Source organism: Paenibacillus sp. LBL (assembly GCF_029893715.1).
GTDB classification, from domain to species: domain Bacteria; phylum Bacillota; class Bacilli; order Paenibacillales; family Paenibacillaceae; genus Paenibacillus_AQ; species Paenibacillus_AQ glucanolyticus.
Map to the genome: position 1 here is coordinate 294680 of NZ_JARXYU010000004.1, position 23680 is coordinate 318359.

The 23680-nt window shown below is 49.5% G+C and carries 17 protein-coding genes; 15 read left to right on the forward strand and 2 right to left on the reverse strand.

Annotated features, from left to right (window positions below):
• Positions 1-145: 145 nt before the first annotated feature.
• Positions 146-1339: a pyridoxal phosphate-dependent aminotransferase gene (locus M2277_RS12630; RefSeq protein ID WP_280754855.1), complete on the reverse strand. Its 1194-nt coding sequence runs from the start codon at positions 1337-1339 to the stop codon at positions 146-148.
• A 255-nt stretch (positions 1340-1594) separates the two neighbouring features.
• Here M2277_RS12630 and M2277_RS12635 point away from each other — a divergent pair, with 255 nt between their 5' ends.
• Entirely contained in the window at positions 1595-2407 is an 813-nt protein-coding gene (locus tag M2277_RS12635) for a carbon-nitrogen family hydrolase (RefSeq protein WP_280754856.1), read from the forward strand.
• 93 nt (positions 2408-2500) lie between these two features.
• Positions 2501-2686: a hypothetical protein gene (locus tag M2277_RS12640; RefSeq protein WP_280754857.1), complete on the forward strand. Its 186-nt coding sequence runs from the start codon at positions 2501-2503 to the stop codon at positions 2684-2686.
• Positions 2687-2806: 120 nt separating this feature from the next.
• Here M2277_RS12640 and M2277_RS12645 read toward each other — a convergent pair whose 3' ends face one another.
• A complete protein-coding gene (locus M2277_RS12645) occupies positions 2807-3739 on the reverse strand; it encodes a LysR family transcriptional regulator (protein WP_006209552.1) in 933 nt (310 codons plus the stop codon).
• A 182-nt stretch (positions 3740-3921) separates the two neighbouring features.
• On the opposite strand from M2277_RS12645, the gene leuC reads away from it, so the two are divergent.
• The 13 genes from leuC to M2277_RS12710 all read left to right on the forward strand — a co-directional run bounded on the left by leuC (position 3922) and on the right by M2277_RS12710 (position 23426).
• Entirely contained in the window at positions 3922-5346 is a 1425-nt protein-coding gene (gene leuC, locus M2277_RS12650) for a 3-isopropylmalate dehydratase large subunit (protein WP_040680541.1), read from the forward strand.
• Positions 5347-5366: 20 nt separating this feature from the next.
• Positions 5367-5969 (forward strand): 3-isopropylmalate dehydratase small subunit, encoded by a 603-nt coding sequence (gene leuD / locus M2277_RS12655; protein WP_036636936.1) that lies wholly within the window; start codon positions 5367-5369, stop codon positions 5967-5969.
• 242 nt (positions 5970-6211) lie between these two features.
• Complete coding sequence (locus M2277_RS12660) at positions 6212-7651, forward strand: N-acetylmuramoyl-L-alanine amidase family protein (RefSeq protein WP_040680543.1); 1440 nt, start codon at positions 6212-6214, stop codon at positions 7649-7651.
• 40 nt (positions 7652-7691) lie between these two features.
• A complete protein-coding gene (locus tag M2277_RS12665; RefSeq protein WP_006209559.1) occupies positions 7692-8375 on the forward strand; it encodes a GerMN domain-containing protein in 684 nt (227 codons plus the stop codon).
• A 201-nt stretch (positions 8376-8576) separates the two neighbouring features.
• On the forward strand, positions 8577-9962 hold the full coding sequence (locus M2277_RS12670; RefSeq protein ID WP_006209560.1) for an N-acetylmuramoyl-L-alanine amidase family protein: 1386 nt from the start codon (positions 8577-8579) through the stop codon (positions 9960-9962).
• A gap of 40 nt (positions 9963-10002) precedes the next feature.
• Positions 10003-10587 carry a GerMN domain-containing protein gene (locus M2277_RS12675; protein WP_036636944.1) on the forward strand — a complete coding sequence of 195 codons (585 nt, stop codon included), beginning with the start codon at positions 10003-10005 and terminating at the stop codon, positions 10585-10587.
• Between the two features lie 78 nt (positions 10588-10665).
• The gene (locus M2277_RS12680) at positions 10666-13395 is read left to right on the forward strand and encodes an S-layer homology domain-containing protein (RefSeq protein WP_006209562.1); all 2730 of its coding nucleotides are present in this window, start codon (positions 10666-10668) and stop codon (positions 13393-13395) included.
• Positions 13396-13480: 85 nt separating this feature from the next.
• Positions 13481-14167: an endonuclease III gene (gene nth / locus M2277_RS12685; protein WP_006209563.1), complete on the forward strand. Its 687-nt coding sequence runs from the start codon at positions 13481-13483 to the stop codon at positions 14165-14167.
• 234 nt (positions 14168-14401) lie between these two features.
• Positions 14402-14683: a hypothetical protein gene (locus M2277_RS12690; RefSeq protein WP_006209564.1), complete on the forward strand. Its 282-nt coding sequence runs from the start codon at positions 14402-14404 to the stop codon at positions 14681-14683.
• 293 nt (positions 14684-14976) lie between these two features.
• Positions 14977-18636 (forward strand): dynamin family protein, encoded by a 3660-nt coding sequence (locus M2277_RS12695; protein ID WP_280754858.1) that lies wholly within the window; start codon positions 14977-14979, stop codon positions 18634-18636.
• A gap of 546 nt (positions 18637-19182) precedes the next feature.
• Positions 19183-20961, forward strand: a complete 1779-nt coding sequence (locus M2277_RS12700) for an ABC transporter ATP-binding protein (protein ID WP_036636952.1) — start codon at positions 19183-19185, stop codon at positions 20959-20961.
• Positions 20958-22823 carry an ABC transporter ATP-binding protein gene (locus M2277_RS12705; RefSeq protein WP_036636954.1) on the forward strand — a complete coding sequence of 622 codons (1866 nt, stop codon included), beginning with the start codon at positions 20958-20960 and terminating at the stop codon, positions 22821-22823. The genes M2277_RS12700 and M2277_RS12705 overlap by 4 nt, the downstream gene beginning before the upstream one ends.
• A 141-nt stretch (positions 22824-22964) precedes the next feature.
• Positions 22965-23426, forward strand: a complete 462-nt coding sequence (locus M2277_RS12710; RefSeq protein ID WP_006209567.1) for a GNAT family N-acetyltransferase — start codon at positions 22965-22967, stop codon at positions 23424-23426.
• The last annotated feature ends 254 nt before the right edge of the window (positions 23427-23680 follow it).

Below are 23680 nucleotides of genomic sequence, written 5' to 3' on the forward strand. Positions count from 1 at the left end.
CACGGCAAATTCTTTCAGCCCATGGAATTTGCTCTCTTTATCGTACCGTATGCTTTCGTACTGGTCCCGTCTTCGCGTTTGAAACTGCATTCGATTGTTACTGCAAGAATAGCACATCGTTTTTGTTTTTTCAAAAGGAAATAGGCTAGCCGAACAGGTTAAGCTTGCCAATGCGGTAAGCGGCTTCCCGCATTCTGTCTTCGATGCTCAACAGGCCAACGCGGACATACCCCTCGCCATGGTCTCCAAAGCCGACGCCAGGCGCAACCGCTACCTTGGCTTCCTCCAGCAGCAAGTCGGCAAAGGCTACCGACGTATAGCCTTTCGGAACGGGCAGCCAGCTGAAGAAGGAACCCGGCGGTTTCTGGGCTGCCCAGCCGATTTCCGCAAGGGCGCCATAGAAGGCGTCCCGTCTTGATTCGTAACGGGCTACAAGCTGCTCGACGCAGTTTTGCGATGAGGTAAGGGCTGTAGCCGCTGCTGCCTGGATGCCGCCAAACAGGCTGACATAGATATGATCCTGCATCTGGTTGATCAGTGAAATAATCTTCATGTTCCCCAGGGCAAAGCCGACTCGCCATCCGGCCATGTTGTAGGTCTTGGAGAGCGTGTAGAATTCTACGCCAACTTCTTTGGCGCCTTCTGCCTGCAAAAAGCTGACCGGACGCTTGCCATCAAATCCAATGGCACCATAGGCAAAATCACTGGCAACCGCAATGCCGTGTTCTGCGGCAAAAGCCACCGTATCCTCGTAGAACGATAATGGTGCAACCGCGGATGTTGGATTATTGGGATAATTCAAAAACATGAGTTTCGCCTTTTCCCTGTCTGCTGGTGTTATTGCATCATAATCAGGCAGAAACTGATGGTCTTCGATTAACGGCATGAATGTCATCTGCGCCCTGGCCAGTGCTACGCCCGACCAGTAATCCGGGTAACCGGGGTCCGGGACAAGGCAAACATCGCCCGGATTAAGCAGGATTTGCGGCAGCTGCACGAGCCCGGTTTTTCCTCCAAACAGAATCGCTACCTCGGTTTCCGGATCCAGGTCCACGTTATAGTCCTCCTTGTACCGGTGCGCAATGGCTTCCTTCAGGAAGGAGAAACCGGTAAATGGCGAATATTTGTGGAACTGCGGATTGTCCGACGCTTCCTTAAGACTGGATACGATATGTGGCGGTGTGGGTTGATCGGGATTCCCTTGTCCGAGATTAATCACATCGTGTCCTAACGCAACCTGGCGGTTTACCTTGGAGACCAAGGTGGCGAAAAATTGCGTAGGCAGCTGGGACATGATCTCAGCCGGCTCTATATGGAAATCTTTTAATTTTCTGTTCATCGCAGGTTCATCACTCCGTTATCTATTTACGCTCGAATCGATTGGGGTCTTGAAAACAATTAGGATTAATTTAACACGATTTATCAGGGGTGTATAGAGGGAAATGGGGCTCGGGTGTTGCAGTTGCTGGGCTGAGGAGGCTATGATGAGGACATATAGCATCGGATGAATCAAAAAAACGAAGCAAGATCCATGTTGAAAAACAAGATCCGGCTTCCCCGACATGATTCATTCCGACTAACAGGAGGTTGCAAGATGACGGAAACAGCCAAGGCTCAGTTACATATTGCGCTTATACAAGCGAATATAGAGATAGGCAACGTAAATGCCAATATGAATAACATGCTGGAATTGATGGAGAAGGCCGCGTCCGCCAATACGAAGCCGGATGTGATCGTGCTGCCGGAGATGTGGAACACAGGGTACGCGCTCGACCGGATTCAAGAGCTGGCCGATCCCATGGGACAAGAAACTTCATCCATGCTGAGCGATTTCGCGCGGAGGCACCGGATTCAAGTGGTTGGCGGATCTGTAGCTGAAAGAGTGGACAATGAAATCTATAACAGCATGTATGTGTTCAATCGGAACGGGGAGCAGGTCGCTAAATATTCCAAAATCCATCTGTTTCGCCTGATGGACGAAGAGAAGCATTTGCAAGCAGGCCAGCATACCGTAGCCTTTGATCTGGATGGAATCAAGGCAGGCGCGTCTATATGTTACGATATCCGGTTTCCGGAATTATCACGCACTCTTGCCCTAGGCGGCGCTCAAGTGCTGTTTGTGCCTGCGGAGTGGCCTCATCCGCGCCTGCATCACTGGAGAACCTTGCTTATGGCAAGAGCGATCGAGAATCAAATGTACGTGGTTGCCTGCAATCGTGTAGGAACCAGCGGCGATAAGGACTTCTTTGGACACTCCATGATAATCGATCCTTGGGGCGAGGTCGTTGCGGAAGGGGATGAGCAGGAAAGCATTCTGACAGGTACGCTTGATCGTAATCTCCCGGATGAAGTGAGAGGGCGGATACCGGTGTTTGAGGATCGTCGTCCGAATTTGTACTTTCAATAGCCTGCTCTATGATCTCTCCTCTAAAAATGTAAGTTTCATCTGTGCAGAGGCGGGTATACTATGGGTAATCCGTCTGAGAGGAGGCTTGGAATCATGGCAGAGAACAACCCATTCGACAGCCGAAACAATGAGCAGGTAGAAGAACAGAAAGAGCAGTTCCGCAGCTTTGTTGAAAACGTAGCCGGTGGAAGCAATGGAAAAAACGAATCGATTCAGGATCAGTCTCGCACCGCAGATGAACAGAATCGAATGATTGACAAGCATAACCTGCGCAAATAGAGGATTACACATGATGGGACTTCCGGTCTTTCATTGATTGTAAAAAAAGAGGCTCTGCCTGGTCATGGGGTCAGTCCCGTCCCCATTGACCACGTACAGAGCCTCTTTTTTGTTACGGCATCATTTATCCTGAACGCTTGTAACCACAAGGTTGTCCATGACCTGCTTGAAGGTGTCGATAAACGCATCCGCCGCTTTGGACAAATAGCGGCCGTGGCGATAGGCCACAACCAGTGTGCGGCTCGGAACCGGCTCGGCGAGCGGCAGGTATACCGGAATAAACTCGCTTCGTTTTGCCCGGGCGATAAATCGAGGCACCAGCGTTACTCCCATTCCGGTAGCAACAAGAGATTGGAGAGTCTCGATGTTGCTGCTCTCAAACACGATATTCGGCTCAAAACCGGCTTCCCGGCATAGATCCAGGGTAAGCTTTCGGAAGCCCTGGCCTTTCTTGAGCACGACGAAGGCTTCGTCGCGGATTTCATCCATTGTGATCGGCCTGACAGGATCAGAGGCTGCCCGCTGGGCAAGCGGGTGCTGCGGAGGCACGGCCAAATCGATCATTTCCTCACCGATGGGAACCCAGGACAGCGACGGTTCGGAGAGCGGAAGCGCAAGCAGGCTGAGGTCGGCCTTGCCGCTGGCGGTAAGCTTCTCCAGATTCATGGAGGAATCCTCCAGGAGGGTGATTTCAATATCGGGGTAGCCCTGTTTAAATGCAGGCAGGACCCTTGGCAGCAGATGAGAACCTGTAATCGGCATGCTGCCAACGACGACTTTGCCTTTGCGGAGCTGGGAAATGTCCGACATTTCCTGTTTCAGCTGCTCGACGGCATCCATAATCTTCTGGGCATGCTCAACGAAGCTGGCACCGGCATGGGTAAGCTCAACGTTGCTCGTATTGCGCTGGAACAGCAGAACGCCGAGCTCCTTCTCCAGCTTGGAGAGCTGCTGGCTAAGGGAAGGCTGCGCGATATGAAGTTTCTCGGCTGCGCGCGAGAAGTTTTTATCGGCTGCGATTTGCAGCGTATATTGCAGTTGTCTAAGTTCCATAAATATATCACTCCGTTATAGCTGAATCCTATTACATCTATAGATATTATATCTTGGATCAATGAAGAAGGAAATGTTATATTACTATCAACGTAAAGATGATGCGTTGCAGGTCTTCCTTTTTAAGAAGAATGCAAGTATTGATCTTCCATATGAACGTAATGAACAATGGGGTGATAATGATGAGTAAAAAGACAATGTTCGAAAAGATTTGGGATAACCACGTTATTCATCAGGAAGAAGGCAAGCCGGGTATTTTGTACATCGACCTGCATTTGGTGCATGAGGTGACTTCCCCGCAAGCATTTGAAGGTCTGCGTCTTAGCGGCCGCAAGGTTCGACGTCCTGAATTGACGTTTGCGACGATGGACCACAACGTTCCAACTAAGGATCGCTTCAACATTACGGATCCGATCTCGAAGCAGCAAATCGATACCCTGACCAAGAACTGTCAGGATTTCGGCGTTACCTTGTACGATCTGGATACGATTGATCAAGGCGTTGTGCACGTTATGGGCCCAGAGCTGGGACTGACTCATCCAGGTAAAACCATTGTATGCGGTGACAGCCATACCTCTACGCACGGTGCGTTTGGTGCGCTTGCGTTCGGTATCGGTACGAGCGAGGTTGAGCATGTCATGGCAACCCAATGCTTGCAGCAGGCAAAAGCAAAGACGATGGAAGTGCGTTTTGTCGGTCATCGCAATCCGGGCGTAACGGCGAAGGACATGATCCTCGGCGTTATCGCGAAGTACGGAACGGACTTTGCAACAGGCTATGTTATTGAATATACAGGGGAAGCTATTCGCGAGTTGTCGATGGAAGAGCGCATGACAGTGTGCAACATGTCCATCGAGGGCGGAGCAAGAGCGGGCATGATCGCTCCGGACGAGACGACATTCGAATACTTGCGCGGACGTCAATATGTACCTCAAGGCGAAGCTTATGAAGCTGCGGTAGCGACATGGAAGGAACTTGTGACAGATGAAGGCGCCGAGTTTGATGTGGTTGTTGAATTCGATGTTGAAACGCTGATCCCTCAAGTAACCTGGGGAACGAGCCCCGGAATGGGTACTGACATTTCTTCGGCGGTTCCAAACCCGGCGGATTTCAAGACCGAGAATGAGCGCAAGGCTGCCGAGAAGGCTCTTGAGTACATGGACCTTGTTCCGGGGACGCCCATCTCAGAGATTCCGATTGATTACGTCTTTATCGGTTCTTGCACGAACGGACGCATTGAGGACTTGCGTGCTGCCGCATCTGTTGCAAAAGGCCATAAAGTCTCCAGCAATGTGACAGCTATCGTTGTACCAGGATCGGGCCGAGTGAAGATTCAGGCGGAAAAAGAAGGCCTCGATAAGATTTTTGTTGAAGCCGGATTTGAATGGCGTGAAGCAGGCTGCAGCATGTGTCTTGCGATGAACCCGGATGTTCTTAAGCCTGGACAACGCTGCGCCTCCACGTCCAACCGTAACTTCGAAGGACGTCAAGGTCGTGGCGGCAGAACGCATCTCGTATCGCCGGCAATGGCAGCAGCGGCTGCAGTTAAAGGACGCTTCGTGGATGTACGTGACTGGAACTTTGCAGCAGAAGAAGTTGTGAGCTAAGAAGGACGGAGGAGAAATATATGCAAGCATTTACGAAACTAAACGGTATTGTCGCACCCGTGGACCGGGTGAATGTAGATACAGACGCCATTATTCCTAAGCAGTTTTTGAAACGGATCGAACGAACAGGGTTTGGCCAGTATTTGTTTTACGAATGGCGTTTTGACGAGGCGGGGGGCAATATCGACAGCTTCTCGCTGAATCAGCCCCGTTATCAGGGATCCACCGTTCTAATCTCCCGCGCCAACTTTGGCTGCGGATCTTCCCGCGAACATGCACCTTGGGCCATCCTGGACTACGGTTTCCGTGTTGTCATCGCTCCATCGTTTGCGGATATTTTCTACAATAACTGCTTTAAGAACGGGATCCTGCCGATCAAACTGTCGGAGGAGCAAGTCGAGGAATTGTTTCAGCGTACAGATGCCACGGAAGGCTATAAACTGAACGTAGATCTGGAGAGCAAAACGATTACCGATGAACAAGGACTTCATATTGACTTTGATCTTGACGAGCATCGCCGCCAATTCCTGCTTCAGGGCTTGGATGACATCGGTTTGACGCTGCAGCATGAGAGTGCAATTGAAGCCTATGAGAAGAAGCATGGGGACCGTCTGTTCGCTTAATCTAGCTAATGACTCTACAAAAGGTTACAAGATTATTAAACTTCCATTTCCTGTGTAGGAAATGGAAGTTTTTTTTGGTATTATGGAATTAATATGCAGCGGTTATGATGGGAACCAACGTTTTATGTCAGTATTTGTCCGGCTGGACCTGGGCCGGAATGCTGATTTACATACTTTTAGCATTTCTCTTTTTTGCTTCATTTGCTTTTCAAATTCAATCATGGGATGATCGAGGTGGATTCATGAAGAAGTTAGGGTTTGTAATGGTGTTAATAGTCTTCTTGCTGGCGTTTCCAAGGACTGGTGAAGCCAGTTCTTCAAGCGCAACTATTTTTCTTGACGGGCAACAATTGAATTTGTCTTCGGGCGTCCAAGTAGCCAATATGAAGGGCAATGTGATGATTCCGATACGCGTAGTGTCAGAGAATCTCGGCTTCAAGGTGGGATGGGAGAAAGCCAGTCAAACCGTAACAGTTGAGAATAGCCAGAAGACGGTTCGTATGGTGGTAGGCAGCCCGCAAGCAGAGCTGAACGGCGCATCGGTAGATTTGAATTTGGCACCCGTACTGAATGGGCAGACTACACTTGTGCCGCTTCGGTTTGTAAGTGAGCAGATGGGTCTTGATGTGAAATGGGACAACCAGACCAAAGCGGTATTCCTGTCTAGTTCCATTCCGCCGGTCTCCGAAGTGGAGATTGATCCTGGCTACGAGAACAATACAGGAAACGAGACGCCACCACCTGTTGAATCGAGTAACCAGCCAGCGATGACGGGGCTTAGCTTTAGCGACAACCGATTAATGATTGCTACAGAGGGTGGTGCCATAGCACCGAATGTGTTCAGTGTAACCGGACCAGATCGGATTGTTATCGATCTTCCGAACACGGTATTCTCCGCTTCATTTTTGGCTGGACATGCCGTGAACGTCCAAAGCGGCGGCAATATGGCCGTCACAGACTCCCCTGACGTGACCAACATACGATATGCACTCTTCAGCGATAATCCTTCAACCGTGCGCATCGTTCTGGATCTGACAGGACCTAAAAACTATGCTGTAACCAATGAATCGGGCATCATCATGGTTGATCTGAACGCTGAGGGGGATATCCTGGTACCGCCTGTGCCTCCTGTCAACAGTAACGGCAAGAAGATTGTTGTTATTGATGCCGGCCATGGTGGAATCAAGCCTGGATCGATCAGCCCTTCAGGAAGGACGGAAAAAGCATTTAATCTGGACGTTTCCCTCAAGGTCGAAGCATTGCTGAAAAAGGAGAAAAATATCCATGTGGTGATGACTCGCAGCGATGACTCACACCTTGAGCTTAGTGATCGCGTTAAAATTGCTAATAATTTGAAAGCTGATATATTTGTATCCATTCACGGAAACAGCAACCCGTCCAGCAGTCCAAATGGTACTGAGACGTATTATACGAGAGATTCAAGCAAATCTTTGGCGAATGTGATCCATAAACATCTGGCAAAAGCGACGGGTCTTAAAGATCGAGGAGTTAAATACAGCAGTCTTCATGTTACAAGAGAAACAACAATGCCGGCTGTCCTGCTTGAGGTTGGATTCTTAAGCAACAAGGGTGACGAAGCCCAGTTGTTTAATGACGATTTTCAAAATCGTGTTGCACAAGGCATTGTAGCGGGTATTAAAGAATATCTTAAAGTACAATAACTTGTACAGGATTTGATGAACTTAGAGGGGGACAAAAACGATGAACAAAAAATATTGGATGACAGGATTGCTGGCGCTTCTGCTTGCGTTTAGCGCCGGATGTGGACAGAAGCCGGCTGCAGCCCCCGCCGACACGAGTCCGGAGTCTTCATCAGGACAAGCGCAAACGCCTCAGGAGGATCCTGATCATGCGGCAACTGGTGATCTTAACGAAGCAGCGCAAACCGTAAACGCAAGCGAGGGGACAACTAATTCGCCGCAGAATACGGCTGGTGAAGGTACTGGCACCCCAGCCGATACGAAGGACGTGAATGCGACGGAGACTCAAGCCAAGAAGGCCAATATTAAACTCTATTATACGGATCCGGAAATCATCGATTTGAAAGAAGCCAGTAAAGAGATTACGTATTCGAATGAAGAGGATAAGTATACAAAAGCCTTTGAAGGACTTCAAAAGAGCAGCGATGCGGAACTGAATCCGTTGTGGTCAGAGCAGATCACTCTGAATTCACTCAAGTTTGACAAGGGGGCGTTGACGCTGGACATTACCAAGCCGGCCGAGGCTAACCTCGGAGCGGGGGGAGAAATGTTTGCGCTTGATGCCTTACGGAAAACCTTCTTTCAGTTCGATGAAGTGAAATCCCTTGAACTTCTGGTTGATGGCAATCAGACGGAAAGTTTGATGGGGCATGTAGAGCTTGAACATCCGATGACTCGAAACTAGTTACAAAGAACTAACGATAAGTTTCATATGAAGGTCCAAACACCTATTTCGATTTTTGAAATAGGTGTTTTTATGGTAAAAAGGGAACAATTTCGCAACTTTCATTCAGACTCGGCGTCTATAGGTTGTCAGGTAATGTCGGACAGGCCGAGTGCAGAAACGCCAATCTATGGCAAAATAATAGGATGGTAGGGGTGAAGGATGAAGAAGTTCGGTTTTTTAATGTTTCTGGTTGTCATCATGATTGCGTTTCCTAAAATGGCGGATGCGAGTTCGTACAGCGCAAAAATTTACCTGGATGGTCAACAAATCAATCTGTCATCTGGCGTGAAGGTGGAGAACAACAACGGCACAGTCATGGTTCCGATCCGTGTCATTTCCGAAAATCTCGGATATAACGTGAATTGGAACAAGGCAAGTCAGACGGTAACTGTCCAAGACGGCTCACAGAAAGTAACGATGGTAATTGGGAGCCAGTATGCTGACATTAACGGCCAGCGTGTACAAATGGCCAAAGCACCCGTTCTGCGCGGTGGAACAACACTGGTTCCGATCCGTTTCATAAGTGAGCAGATGGGACTTGAGGTTAGATGGGACAATGCCCAGAAGGCGGTCTACCTTACTTCATCCAACGGCGGGAGTAATCCTGGTGAACAACCTGGAGGAAACACGTCGACGGTGGATGGCCTCAGCTTTAGTGAGAACAGGCTGATGGTTGCCGTTACAGGGAATGCCAAGCCGAATGTGTCTAAATTGAGCAATCCGGATCGTATCGTCATTGATATGGAGAATACGAATTTCTCGGATACATTCAGCAGCAACGCCAGTTTTAATGATGCAACAAAGAGCGGTCAATTGACGGTTTCGGGATACCCGGATGTGAAAATGGTCCGCTACTCCTTGTATAACAGCAATCCGATGACTGTGCGCATCGTTATTGATCTGAACTCCGCCAAAAATTACACCGTATCAGGCCCAGAGAACGGATCAGGCCTGTTCATTGTCGATCTGAACACAACTACGAACCCTACACCGGATCCGGGTACGGGCGGCAAGAAACTCGTGGTTATCGATGCGGGTCATGGAGACCACGATCCGGGTGCAATCGGTGTAACCAAGAAGAAGGAAAAAGATTTCAATCTTGCGGTGGCGTTAAAGGTTGAGAAGTTGTTGGCCAAAGAAAAAAATATCCAAGTTGTCATGACTCGCAGTAACGATACTTTCCTCGAGCTGAAGGATCGCGCGAAGATTGCGAACGATCTGAAGGCAGATGTTTTCATATCGATACATGCTAATAGTGGCCCTTCCACTGCAAGCGGAACCGAAACGTATTATTACAATGAATCTGACAAAGCGCTGGCGAATGCGCTCCACAAAGAGATCGTTCAAGCCATGGGCTTAAAAGACCGTGGCGTGAAATATGGTAATTTCCATGTCATTCGTGAAACGAAAATGCCGGGTGCTCTGTTGGAGGTAGGATTCCTGAGCAACAAAACCGATGAGAGCAAGCTGTTTGATCCCGCGACGCAGGATCGCGTAGCTGCGGCTATTGTCAGAGGCATTAAAAATTATTTGAAGGTTGATTAACGATACGATAGTTATCGTGATTTGCAGGAGGTGGCTACTTTTGAATAAAAAAATATGGTCAGTTGGATTATTGGCAGCCGTCATGCTGGTTGGAGCAGGCTGTGGAGAGAAACCGGGCGCAGCACCGGACGATACACCGGGGCAAGTTACGCCTGCACCTGATGATCAAACAGGACAAGGGAACGGCGGAGTTTCCAATGGATCGGGTGGCGGTAATGAAACGACCACACCGGATGCGAAAACAGAGAGCATCAAAGCCTACTATACCGACCCTGAATTGATGGAGTTGGTTGAAGGCACCGCGGATATTTCATATAAAGAAGCCAATGAAAAATACGAAGCGGCATACAAGGCTCTCCAAAAAAGTGATAACGCCGAAATGATTCCCTTGTGGGAGAAAATCGAGCTGAATTCGGTGAAGTTCGAAAACGGGTCTTTGACGATCGACGTTACGGTTCCTGATGAAGCCAACTTGGGAGCAGGAGGAGAGTCATTTGCTGTCGATGCGATCAAGAAAACCTTTTTCCAATTCGACGAAGTCAAATCACTTCAGCTTCTGGTAGATGGTCAGCAGGCCGAATCGTTGATGGGGCATGTCGATTTGGAAAATCCTATGACTCGGTAATGATGGTTGAAGGAGATCACGTTCTGCTGTCGAATATTAGTATATGATGAAGCAGTAGTTATTGAGAGGGGAAAGAAAATGGTACTTAGACACAGCAAACATGTTCATTCCAAAAAAGTGGTCTCCGCCGTCATGGCCGGACTTATAGCATTCGGAGGCGGGGCTTCGATCGTCTCGGCAGATGAAGAAACGGCAAACGCACCAACAGCAAATGCAGCCCAATCGGCCATTAATGTATTCAGTGATGTTAGTTCCGGTTACTGGGGAGAGAAGTACATTTATCAATTGGCGGCACAAGGGATCGTAACCGGGAATAACGGAAAATTCCGTCCGAATGATCCCGTAACACAGCAGGAAGCTGTAACGATGGCGATCCGGTTTTTAAACATGCAGAATCAATTAAGCAGCGGTGCTGCGACATTACCGACAAATATTAAAGTGAATGACTATTTTACGAAATATGTTGAACTGGCTTTTCAGCAAAACCTGCTCGACAAGCAAAAGGAATCCGGTTATACGGATCAGAAAGTCATTTGGGGCGCGCAGAAAGCATCCCGCGAATGGATAACCGAAGTGCTTGTCCGTTCCATTGGACGTACCACGGAGGCCAATGCAGCCAAAAATAAAGCGACAGGCTTTGCGGATAACGCCAAAATAACCCCCGACCGTCTGGGCTATGTTAATGTAGCGGTTGAGCTGGGGCTTGCCAAAGGGCTCGCCGGCAACAAGTTCGATCCGCAGGGGGCTGTGACTCGTGCCCAGCTTGCAACGTTCTTCAGCCGGGCACAAGCCTACATTACGACCAATTATGAGAATCAATACAAAGGCTCCATTGCTTCTCTTGAGAACGGTAAATTGGAGCTGTATGCGGATGGCAAGCTGAATTCGTTCAAGCTGGATGCTTCCACGGCATACTTTGCATCCGATTCCGAGAAGAGATTGCAATTCTCAGATATCAATCCGTATACACAAGCCGTGGTGGTTGTTAATAACGGTACAGCTGCCTATGTAGAAATTACGGACGCAACCCAACAGGTGGAGCGGTTCGACCGCACCTATGCAAGGTTGTCGCCCAACAACGTGATTTGGCTGGATACAGGCAGTACCTTTGAGGAGCTAAGCTACGAAACAACCACCGTATTCCTGGATCAGAACGGCAACAAAATTGATCCGAAAACATTGGCAGCAGGCAGCCTGCTTACCATTGAGCGTGAAACCTACAGTCCGCAGAAGAAAATCGTGGCTATTCGCGTGAAGAGCGGCCTGGTTAACAAGACTGGAGCTGGCGTAGTTCAGAACGTTGACACGGCAAACAAAAAAGTAACGCTCAAGGATAGCACCGGTTATGAGGATTCGTACACGTGGGATGATGCAACGGTGATTCGTTACCAGAATCAAATCCTGACGCCGGCTGAGCTGAAAACGGGTTTCACCGTGAACTTCACCGTGAAAAACAGCATCTTGCAATCACTCGAGGTTACGCAAAGCGTCGATCGAACCGTGCAAGCGACACTGTATTCCGTTGAAGATAACGGAAAGACCATCACCTACAAGCGCAGCGGAAGCACACAGCTCGAAACGAAGTTCTTGGCGGAGAAGCCTGAGATCATTATGAGCGGCGTAGTAAAGCCGGTGTTGTCCGATTTGTTGGCTGATTCGGTATCCGGCGATCAAGTGACACTTACCATCAATGGTGAGGAGAGAATCACCAAGATCGAAGTGACCGGGCGTCAGATGGAGCAACTGGACGCGGTCACCATTGTAAACTATGATTCGAAGACGCATTGGCTGACGGTCAAGGATGCCAACAACCAGCCTAGAGTCATTATCCTGGATGACAAGACAAAGCTGGAATCTAGCAACGGAACGACGCTTGACAAAGTGGAGCCGCTGCTTGGCGCAGGGCGCAAAGTGAGTGTGACCTTGATTGGAACCCGCGCGCTGTCATTAGAAGTGGTTTACAAAGTTGAAGGCAAAATCAGCAGTATCAACACGTCCAAGAAAATCATTTCCATTCTGTCTGCGAATGGCAAAGTGGAAGAGATACCATATAACAGTGCTCTGATTGTGGATATCTTCGGAAAATCGAATGCGTCCCTGGCTGATGTACGTGTGGGTGACGAAGTGTCGGCCCAGTTGTCAACCAACCAGGACTACTTGCAGAGCTTAAAGCTCAAAACTTCGGCTCAATTTGAGGTTGTCTTTACGGAGCCTTCGAAGAACCGAATTCGTGTAAAATCGGGGGGCACTACAAGCGATATTTATACCGACAAGGCTACCTTGACGGGAGACAGTGGACAAGCGATCCTGCTTGCAGATCTGCGTCCCGGAACACTTGTTAATATCACACTTCAAGGTACAACGGCCGTTGCCGTTGCCGAAGTCAAATTGACCCTTGGTGAAGTTACGGGTATAGATACTTCCGGTAATATGCTGACAGTGAAGGACCATTCCGGCAACACTCAGACACTGGGTGTAAGCGGCGGTGTAAAAGTTGTTAAGAATGGTTCTACGGCAACGAATTTGAGCACGTTGGTCTCCGGCGATCGCGTAGAGATCCGCAAGGACATTCAAGGCGTCACCATCGTGAACGTCATGGAGAAACTTGAACGTGCATTCTGGCTGGCGAACAACTCGGAAATTCAAGTGAAGCGTAAATCGATTAACGATAATTTCCGGTATGCATTATCTGATAAAGTATTTGTTCATCAAGGTGACACTACTTTGTCCGTGCAATCCCTCAAGGAAAATGATAATATTGTACTGTACTTAAACAACGGTGTCGTTGTAGAGATCGTAAAACAGTAGATTATCTACTTGGGATTGCTCGAGAAACACCGTCTTGATGCGGGGATTTCCGCATCAAGATTTTTTTTTGCGGGAGGGAATTCATATGAATGCGGCAACGGTGCGGCATATTCTGGATACGATGGAGAGCATGTTCCCAGATGCACATTGCGAGCTGGTTCACAGCAATGCGTTTGAGCTGACCATCGCCGTGCTGCTATCCGCGCAGTGCACGGATGAAACGGTGAATAAAGTGACCAAGGATCTGTTTCAGAAATACAAAACACCTTTGGATTATGTATCTGTCCCGATTGAGGAACTTGAACAGGATATTAGACGGATCGGCTTGTATCGCAACAAGGCCAAACATATTCAGAATCTGTGCAGTATTCTGATCGAGCAGTATGGCGGTGAGGTACCGGAAGCTCATGATGAGCTGGTCAAATTACCGGGCGTAGGACGTAAGACAGCCAACGTCGTGGTCTCCAATGCTTTTGGTGTACCTGCTATTGCGGTTGATACGCATGTGGAAAGGGTATCCAAGCGTCTGGGACTGGCCGGCTGGAAAGATTCCGTGCTGGAAGTGGAGAAAAAGCTGATGAAGCGGGTGCCGCGTGAGGAATGGACGCTGACACATCATCGCATTATTTTTTTCGGAAGGTATCACTGTAAAGCCCAAAATCCGCAATGTCAGGTGTGCCCTCTGCTGGATGTTTGCCGCGAAGGAAAGAAGCGTATGAAAACCTCGGCAGTCAGGAAGAATAAGGAACAAACGAAAATCAGCAAGAAATAGACAAAAAAGAAGTTCAGCCGATTCGGTGTGATGAACGCCTTCGAACTGCCAGCGAAGCAGACGAGATCTTTAAGTTAGAATATCGCTCGCCTTTGTCTCCGGATTTCTATCTCAGCCCCAAAAGCGAATGGAAATCTGGAAATAACAGTGAACGGGATTGACTTCTTCGCAAATCGGGAGAGGACGGCAACCTGAATCAGCATGAGCCAAATTTAAAAGAGGATGGGATTACACATGAAATGCATCTCTGTTTACACCGACAATTTTGAATTGTTCTCGGATATTTTTGAACATGTGGTGGAGAGCCAAAGCCAACTGAGCGAAAACGAAGAACAAGAAGTTGAAGGTGTTACGTTCAGCCACTCCGGGGATGCTCCGGAGCATTATTTGGAGCGTATGTCGCAAAAGCCGGAAGTGGTTGTTATGCGCGATAAATCACGCGGTCTGACTATTCTTCAGCACGGGAATGTATTTGAAATTTTGATTCCGGCCGAAGAAAATACCGTTGTATCTTAAGAGCTTCCCATTTTAATGTTGTAAAATATTGGATATCCTGGCACTAGCATGGAACAAGAATGCAACTTCATGTTTCCTGTTTGCGTCAGTCGTAATGGTCTTTGGACAAATGGCAGGCAAGGAAGAGATATCTTCCTTGGCCTGCCATTTTGCATATACTTGGAAGTGTGATTTTGCAAGAATGGGCTCCGGATCAAAATGCAATGATTCCTTTACGAAGCAAGCGGTGATAAAATAAAATGATGTGAATCATTTGTGTCAGAGATTGAGAGATCAATGGACAGGAGCGAGAAATGACATTGAAGTTGATTGCTGAACATGAGATTGGATATAACGTTTCGGAACTGGCCCAGGTTCGTGACCGATTCCTGGAGTGGAATGATGAATCCTCCTACACCTTGGCTGAGGATTTAATACGCAAGGGTACAGGCGGTGAGCTTACGCTTGCTTTTTGCGGACATTTTTCTGCAGGGAAGTCAAGCATGATTAATGCACTATGCGGCAAGAAGGTACTGCCGTCGGGTCCGGTACCGACAAGTGCGAACGTGGTCACGATCCGCAGCGGTGAACCGCGGGCGCTGATCCATCGATCTGCTGCGGATTCGGGTGAACCTTTAACAGTCACGATTGACGAACTGGCTGAATATTGCAAGGAAGGCAGGGAGTATTCCGCGATTGAAGTATGGGATGATGTGCCGCTGCTTGGCGAAGCTGGCGTGTTGATGGATACCCCGGGAGTGGACTCAACGGATGACGGACATCGGCTTGCCACGCATTCAGCCCTGCATATGGCGGATATCGTCTTCTATGTGATGGATTACAATCATGTGCAGTCTGAGAGTAATCTGATGTTTGCGAAGAGTTTGTCGGATTGGGGGAAGCCGCTTTACCTGATCGTGAATCAGATCGATAAGCATCGTGATGATGAGCTTACACTGGCTTCTTATCTGAATGACGTAAAAAAAGCCTTCGCTCAGTGGAAAATCACATATAAGGGGTTATTGTGCACATCTCTTAAAGTCCAGGATCATCCCTACAATCAATGGGAAACGCTGAAGTCTTTAATCGGTGAACTGATATCCCATAGGGAGCCCTTGTTACAATATAGTGTATCCTGCTCTATTCGGCATGCTGCCGATCAGCATGTGGAGGCCTATACGCGCAGTCATCAGGAGGAGAAGGAGCGGCTGCTTGAGGAGATGGGCGGCGAAAAAGCGGCTGCTGCGCTGAAGGCGCGCTTACAGGAGCTGGAGGATCAAAAGCTTGCCGAGGAGCTCCTTCCGGAAGTCGTTCGCAGCAAACTCCGCAAAGAAGCGGATACTCTTCTGGCGAATGCTAATCTGACTCCGGCGGATGTCCGCGATTTAAGTTTGTCCTTTTTGGAAAGCCGCAAGAGCGGCTTCAAGGTTGGTTTTCTGTTTTCAGGAGGGAAGACGGAGGAGGAGCGTCGCCGCCGTCTGGAGGCTTTCCATCATCGGTTGAAGGAACAGACAACCGCTCAGATTGACTGGCATTTGCGGACCTTGTTCCGTAAAAGCGTGGAGCAGCATACCGAATGGAGCGCGAATTGGGAGAGTTTGATGGATGCTGAACTCCCGACGGTTCAGGAAGATATGATTACACGCACGGTGAACCCGGAGGCAACGGTGTCCGGTGAATATGTGCTGAACTACAACCGGGAGCTGACCGAGGAAATCAAGGCCAGCTATCGCCGAGCCGTACTGGCGCTTGCCGACCGGCTCATGGCGGTGTTGACGGACGCTTCCGCCGTCCGTCTGCTGGAGCTGGAGCGCCAGGGCGCGGAGCTCCTGGCGCAGTCCGCGGCTTCCGCCGGCTACGCGGCCCTGCAGCAGGCGGAAGCCGCCCGCGCGGCCGAGCTGGCGCAGCTGCTCCCGCCGCGGACCTCCCTCACCCCCGGCCTCCTGCCGGAGGTGAGGGAGCCGGAAGGGCAGCCCGCACAAGCGGCTGCCCGGGCCGGTGCCCCAGCGGCGCAGCCGGGGCACGGGCGCACAGCGCCCCGCCGCGCCGCTGCGCAGGCGGCGGCCCCGCAGCGGCGCCAGCGGCTGGAGGCCGCGGCAGCAGAGCTGCGCGCTGCCGCCGCGCTGCTGGCGCCGCATCCCGCGCTGGCATCGGCCGCGCGGGATTTAACCGCCCGCGCGGATGCGCTTGCGGGCGGCTCGTTCACCCTGGCGCTGTTCGGAGCGTTCAGCGCCGGGAAGTCCTCCTTCGCCAACGCCCTGCTTGGCGAGTCGGTCCTGCCGGTGTCACCGCATCCGACAACGGCGGCGGTGAACCGGATTGTCGCACCGGCTGATGGGAATGCCCATGGTACTGCAGCCGTGCGGATGAAGAGCCGCGACATGTGGTGGGACGATCTGTTGTATTCGTTCAGCGTATTGGGATTGGAAGAGCCGAATCCGGGGAATTGGCGGAGCGTAGCGGAGGGATTAACCCCAGGCGGCATTCATCCGGCAGGACTGCCGCATTACGGATTCCTGAAGGCAGCCGCCTCCGGCTGGAATGAGATGGAGACGAAACTGGGTACCACGGAAACAGTAGAACTGGCCGAATACCGCGGCTATGTAGCAGATGAAACCAAGTCCTGTTTTGTCGACGGGATTGACTTGTATTACAGCTGCCCGCTGACGGAGCAAGGGATCGTACTGGTGGATACGCCCGGAGCCGATTCCCTGCATGCCCGTCATACCGGTGTAACGTTCAATTATATAAAGAATGCGGATGCCATTGTCTATGTCACCTATTACAACCATGCCTTCTCGAAAGCGGACAGACAATTTCTGTCCCAGCTTGGTCGGGTGAAAGACAGTTTTGCCTTGGATAAGATGTTTTTTATCGTCAATGCGGCTGATCTTGCACAATCCGAAGAGGAGCTGGAGGAGGTTGTGAAACATGTTCGCAGCAACCTCACCGCAAGCGGAGTGGGCAGCCCGCATATATTCCCCGTGTCCAGTTTGGCTGCACTGAGCAGCAAGCAGGATGAGGATGAAGACACCTTAGCGGAGTCAGGTTTCCCTGTCTTTGAACAAGCGATCAGCCGATTCGCTGTGGAAGAGCTGCCAAGGCTGTCACAACGTGCGGGTTATGACGAGATAACCTCGGTGCGGAATCGCATCAGCGCTTGGGCGGATATGGCTGCCCAGGATGAAACCACGCGCGAGCGTAAAATCACTGAGCTCAAAGAGGCTCATGTGCAAGCTTTATCTACCCTGGCCGCGTTGGCTGAGCACAACATAACCCGGGAAATATCGCAAGAAAGCAGCGAGCTGCTCTTTCATGTACGGCAGCGGCTGGACTACGCGATGAATCGTTTTTTCCAGGAATCCTTTAACCCTTCCGTACTTCGGGAAGACGCAGGCCATCTGAAAGCGGCATTTGCGGCCTGCGGCCGTGATCTGATGCGGACACTGTCCATTGAGCTGGATCAGGAATTGTGGGCGACAACGCTTCGGCTGGAGCAGGCCGGCCGCACATTAACCGAAGGTGCGGCTGCCAAGGCAGCAGCCGATATGAATGGCATGGCCGAGGGCTTGTCGCTTGGGATTCGGCGGGAATCGGACTGGGAAGCGCCGGCACTTGGAGAAACGGAGCTCCAAATTCAAGGAGATTGGTTATCCTACTGGTCGCTGTTTAAGAACCCGAAGCATTTCTTTGAAGGCAGCGGCAGCTCCAAACTTCGTGAAGCAGCCGAACCGAAGGTAAAGGAAGCGATAGCGGATGTAGTCGCCATGCGTGAAGAACAGCTAACGGATCACTATGTACAGATGGGCGCCCTTTCATTGAAGCATCAGGTATCGGTATTGGAGGAGCAGCTTAATGAATCCATGGCTGCCATCATCAGTTCCCTGCAGGATGGTCAATCCCCGATGATGTGGAGAAAACTGGCTGACGAATTGGATGCATTGTCCGCGACTGTGCAGCATGAGCGGACCTGATCAGGTTAATCGTCTGACTAAGAGTGCATAGCAATTCTTCCGGTTCAATAAAAGTCCCACAAGAATAGCCGTTGTGCTCTTTCGCGGATCTCTGTCTGTTGCGAACCCCCAATTTACATGTTTTCTCTAAAAAGACGTCCCGTATGCCATCTTGGCGGGGCGTCTTTTGTCCTAATTAAATTAGATTTCCAAGATTAGCAGAGGCATGTCAAGGGATGGGATCGCGTCTTTTTATCCGTTCCAGCGTTCGTCACTAGGATGAAAGCAGGTTAGGATTTTACCCTTTTGTAAGCATGTTCAAAAAAGTCGAAAAGAGTGGATGAAGCCTGATGGTTGTAGGGACTGACAATGTGATTATATCCCCTAGTATTTATGAGAATTCCCGATGATTTAATCATGAAACAAAGATAAGTTATACTATTTGCCGCCTTTAGGTCCTTTTGGCTCATTTATGACGGTTTTCCCTCTTTGCCGCGGGTTCGGGTCGATGATAAACTTCATAAATGCTACATAACCTGAACGAAAATAATCCAAAGGAGGATAAACATGAATGTTCTCAGGCAACTGCAGGGCTTCTTTTGGGAAAAACGAAGTTATCTTTTTCTTTCCATGCTGTGTCTGGCGATTGCAACCGCATTGGGACTCGTCTATCCGCAGCTGTTGAAAGTGCTGATCGACGATGCAATCAAGCTGGAGAATTACGGGATCGTACCGCAGCTCGCACTTACAGTGCTGGGTGTGGTCATCCTTAAAGCCTTCATGCAGTTTTTGCATGGATTCTTTGGAGGGAGGCTGGGTAATTACCTGGCATACTCGCTGCGAAACGCCTGCTATGAAAAACTGCAATTTCTATCATTTCGCTATTATGACACGGCTCGGACCGGGGATTTGATGTCGCGGCTTACGGGGGATCTGGAAGCAATCCGGATGTTTATCGGGTTCGGCTTTGCCCAGCTTCTTAACTTAGTATTGATGGTGACCTTTGGTTCCATCATGATGTTTACCATCAGCTGGCAATTAACGCTGGTTACTTTGGTAGCGATGCCATTCCTGGTTGTGGCAGCCCTGAAGTTCGAATCCAGGATCCATCCGGCGTTCCAGGAAATGCGTCTTGCGCTGAGCTCGCTGACAACCGCGGTTCAGGAGAATATTACGGGCGTTCGAACCGTTAAATCCTTTGCACGCGAACCTCACGAAGTGGAGAAGTTCTCCGAACGGAATGAGCGCTACAAAACCAACCAGATATTTGCCTCTTCACTATGGGCACGCTACTTCCCGATGATGGAGCTGTTTGCGAATATCAGTGTCGTCATTCTGCTTGCAGTCGGCGGTGGCATGGTTATCAAAGGCTCCATGACCGTGGGGGAGCTGGCAGCATTCTTCACCTTGATCTGGTACATAATCGGCCCTTTATGGGGAATTGGCTTCCACATTAACAACTATACGCAGTCCAAGGCTTCCGGAGAACGTGTGCTGGAGCTGCTGAATCAGCCGATTGATGTGGAAGACCGCGAGCGTGCGGTAGACCTGGTGCCAAGCGAAGTGAAGGGACACGTCGTATTTGATAACGTCACCTTCGCTTATGGCAATAAGATGGCTGCCGTAAAAGATATTAATCTGGATGCGCGTCCCGGCTCCGTTATTGGTTTGCTTGGCGGAACGGGCTCTGGCAAATCGACAATCATTCAGCTCTTGATGCATGCCTACAATGTAAATCAAGGCAGCATTAAACTGGACGGAGTCAACATTAATGATATCAAGGTGCGAAGTTTACGGGGTCAGATCGCCACGGTATTCCAGGAGACATTCCTGTTCTCGTCCAGTATTCGAAACAATATTTCTTACGGGATGAAAAACGTCAGTATGGAAGAGATCATCCGGGTAGCCAAGCTGGCCAAAGCTCATGAGTTCATCATGGAGATGAAGGACGGCTACGATACGATTGTTGGCGAACGGGGAATGGGACTCTCCGGTGGACAGAAGCAGAGGATCGCAATAGCCCGGGCTCTGCTGAAGGATCCGAAAATTCTGATCCTGGATGATGCGACCAGCGCAGTGGATATGGAAACCGAGCACGAAATTCAATCCGGCTTCCAGGAAGTCATGAACGGCAGAACGACGTTTATTATCGCTCACCGGATTTCCTCTTTACGCCATGCGGATGAAATACTCGTTCTGGATGAGGGGAGTGTTGTGCAGCGCGGCAAGCATAACGATTTGATTGCAGTGCCAGGACCTTATCAGGATGTATATAAAATACAATATGCGGACCTTATCGCCAAGCAAGCTCAATCAGGCGGTACGCAAGGGCAGGTGCAAGCATGAACTCCAATGTAAATACTGAACCGCATCAGAAGCAAAAGATTCCCAGGATGAAGAAAAACTCGGAAGAAACCAATGAGCGTTTTGTATACAAGGACGATGATGCGATTGAAAAACCGTTTAACTGGACACAGCTGACTCGGCTGATCTCGTATATGAAACCTTATGCCAAACAGATTCTCCCGTTGATCGGACTGATGATGGTCATCGGCACCATAACGAAGCTTGCCATTCCGTTCTTAACCAGTTTGGCCATTGACCGGGCTATCGAACCCAAGAACGGGAACCCGAGTCTAACCCTGCTGTATCAGATTACGATAGCCGTTCTGGTGATGTATATCATTCAATGGGTTGCAGGGATATTCCGGATCAAGTTTACGAATATCATCGGTCAGCGAGTGATCTATGACCTGCGAGCAGATCTGTTCCGGCACATTCAGCGTCTGTCCTTTAATTTCTTCGACAAGCGCCCAGCTGGTTCGGTTCTGGTCCGGGTTACGAATGATGTTAACTCCTTGCAGGATTTGTTTACTAACGGGGTTGTCAATCTGATCATCGACTGCGTGCAGCTGGTAGGTATTGTGGTCATTCTTCTGTTAATAAACTGGAAGCTTGGTCTAGCTGTTATTGTTACCGTACCGATCATGTTCTTCATCTCGACCAAACTCCGCGTACGCATTCGGCGTGCATGGCAGGATGTACGGATTCGGAACTCGCGGATTAACTCCCATTTGAATGAATCGATTCAGGGTATCCGCGTGACCCAGGCCTACACGCAGGAAGAAGAGAATATGAAGTTTTTTGATAACATGAATATGGACAGCAAGAAGTCTTGGGATAGAGCATCTGCTATGAACCAGGGCTTTGGGCCGCTCATCGAAATTACCGGTGGCTTCGGCTCACTGATCCTGTTCTGGCTCGGTGCGACCTTGATTCAACAAGGCGAGCTGACCATTGGTTTGTTAATTGCCTTTACTCAATATGTAGGAAACTTCTGGGAGCCGATCAATCGGCTTGGGCAAATGTACAACCAGCTGCTTGTGGCGATGGCCTCCTCTGAGCGTATCTTTGAATTTATTGACGAGAAGCCCAGCATTGATGATGAGCCCGGGGCAAAGAAACTGCCCACGATTAAAGGGGATATCAAGCTGGAGAACGTGGTGTTTGAGTATGAAAAAGGACGCCAGGCCCTTAAAGGCATCGACCTCGATGTGAAGGCAGGTCAGTCGATAGCACTGGTCGGCCATACGGGATCGGGCAAGAGCACCATCATCAATCTGCTTAGCCGTTTCTATGATATAACGGATGGCAAGCTGACGATTGACGGGTATGATATTCAGTCGGTGACGGTTGAAAGCCTTCGAAACCAGATTGGTATCGTGCTGCAGGATACGTTTATATTCTCGGGAACCATTCGGGAGAATATCCGCTTTGGTCGTCTGGATGCCACGAACGAAGAGATTGAGGAAGTCGCCAAGGCTGTAGGCGCTCATGAATTTATCGTTCAGATGCCTGGCGGATATGAAACCGAGGTTGAAGAACGCGGAAACATGCTGTCCATGGGTCAGCGGCAGCTGCTGTCCTTTGCCAGAGCACTGCTTGCCGATCCGCGGATCCTGATTCTCGATGAAGCAACAGCCAGTATCGATACCGAGACGGAACTGAAAATTCAGGGAGCCTTGAAAGTGCTGCTTCAGGGCAGAACCTCCTTCATTGTGGCGCATCGTTTATCAACAATTCGGCATGCCGATCATATCGTTGTGCTTGACCATGGCGAGATCATTGAAGAAGGAAATCACAGCCAGCTTATGCAGAAGCAGGGGACTTACCATGGGTTGATTGAAGCTCAATACCGATTTTTGTAAAAACGGCTTAACAAAGGTTTAACAAAACCGACACAAATGTAAAAAAAATGTCGCTTGATACTTGCAATCTTCTTCATAAACTTACAAAATAGATATAGAGTTTACTCAGAATTCATAGAAGAAGGGAAGCATGAGGGTATAATGAGCATCGAAAGCGTATTATCTGCGCCTGCACTGCTGATTCGAAACTTTGAGAAGAATGATTTGGAAGCTGTCACATCCTTGATGCGAGAACTTAATTATCCGACCACGCTTAATGTTATGCGCGAACGGATGGAAGCGATGAACGACAATCCGTTATACGGCAATCTGATTGCAGAGGTTAATGGCGTTGTTGTTGGTATGATCATGCTTCGTCAAGTCAAATCCTTCACTATGACCGAACCGGTCACTCAAATCACTTCGGTTATTGTAACCTCAAGCTGCCGCGGCCAAGGAATTGGCAAACGACTAATACGCGGTGCAGAGACATGGGGAAGACAGCATGGTAGCCACCTCTTGTTTCTCACAAGCGGCAACCGGGAAGAACTTGCTCCCGCACATGCATTTTATGAACATATTGGATTTGAAAAGGCTGGATACCAGTTTAGCAAAAAACTGTAACCTCGTCTTTTCATTAAACCCATCCCTCCCCGGGATGGGTTTTTTCTTGTTTGGTGACTTAAACTCTTGCGGCATGTATCCGATATAAGATCATATTAATAGTTTCGTTCATAAGACACAGGATTCAATCAGGAACCAGGACTTGAGTGTGACAAAAGCGGATTAATAGGAAGTAGGAATCAAAGGCTTCTTTTCCAACAATTGTAGGATTGCTGAAGGTATCAAATGTGTTACAATGTGTTCGTACCTGATTA

What these genes read in the sequence shown, in the direction of transcription:
- M2277_RS12630 (WP_280754855.1), bottom strand. Translation starts at nt 1,339, where the DNA reads ATGAACAGAAAATTAAAAGATTTCCATATAGAGCCGGCTGAGATCATG.
- M2277_RS12635 (WP_280754856.1), top strand. Translation starts at nt 1,595, where the DNA reads ATGACGGAAACAGCCAAGGCTCAGTTACATATTGCGCTTATACAAGCG.
- M2277_RS12640 (WP_280754857.1), top strand. Translation starts at nt 2,501, where the DNA reads ATGGCAGAGAACAACCCATTCGACAGCCGAAACAATGAGCAGGTAGAA.
- M2277_RS12645 (WP_006209552.1), bottom strand. Translation starts at nt 3,739, where the DNA reads ATGGAACTTAGACAACTGCAATATACGCTGCAAATCGCAGCCGATAAA.
- leuC (WP_040680541.1), top strand. Translation starts at nt 3,922, where the DNA reads ATGAGTAAAAAGACAATGTTCGAAAAGATTTGGGATAACCACGTTATT.
- leuD (WP_036636936.1), top strand. Translation starts at nt 5,367, where the DNA reads ATGCAAGCATTTACGAAACTAAACGGTATTGTCGCACCCGTGGACCGG.
- M2277_RS12660 (WP_040680543.1), top strand. Translation starts at nt 6,212, where the DNA reads ATGAAGAAGTTAGGGTTTGTAATGGTGTTAATAGTCTTCTTGCTGGCG.
- M2277_RS12665 (WP_006209559.1), top strand. Translation starts at nt 7,692, where the DNA reads ATGAACAAAAAATATTGGATGACAGGATTGCTGGCGCTTCTGCTTGCG.
- M2277_RS12670 (WP_006209560.1), top strand. Translation starts at nt 8,577, where the DNA reads ATGAAGAAGTTCGGTTTTTTAATGTTTCTGGTTGTCATCATGATTGCG.
- M2277_RS12680 (WP_006209562.1), top strand. Translation starts at nt 10,666, where the DNA reads ATGGTACTTAGACACAGCAAACATGTTCATTCCAAAAAAGTGGTCTCC.
- nth (WP_006209563.1), top strand. Translation starts at nt 13,481, where the DNA reads ATGAATGCGGCAACGGTGCGGCATATTCTGGATACGATGGAGAGCATG.
- M2277_RS12690 (WP_006209564.1), top strand. Translation starts at nt 14,402, where the DNA reads ATGAAATGCATCTCTGTTTACACCGACAATTTTGAATTGTTCTCGGAT.
- M2277_RS12695 (WP_280754858.1), top strand. Translation starts at nt 14,977, where the DNA reads ATGACATTGAAGTTGATTGCTGAACATGAGATTGGATATAACGTTTCG.
- M2277_RS12700 (WP_036636952.1), top strand. Translation starts at nt 19,183, where the DNA reads ATGAATGTTCTCAGGCAACTGCAGGGCTTCTTTTGGGAAAAACGAAGT.
- M2277_RS12705 (WP_036636954.1), top strand. Translation starts at nt 20,958, where the DNA reads ATGAACTCCAATGTAAATACTGAACCGCATCAGAAGCAAAAGATTCCC.
- M2277_RS12710 (WP_006209567.1), top strand. Translation starts at nt 22,965, where the DNA reads ATGAGCATCGAAAGCGTATTATCTGCGCCTGCACTGCTGATTCGAAAC.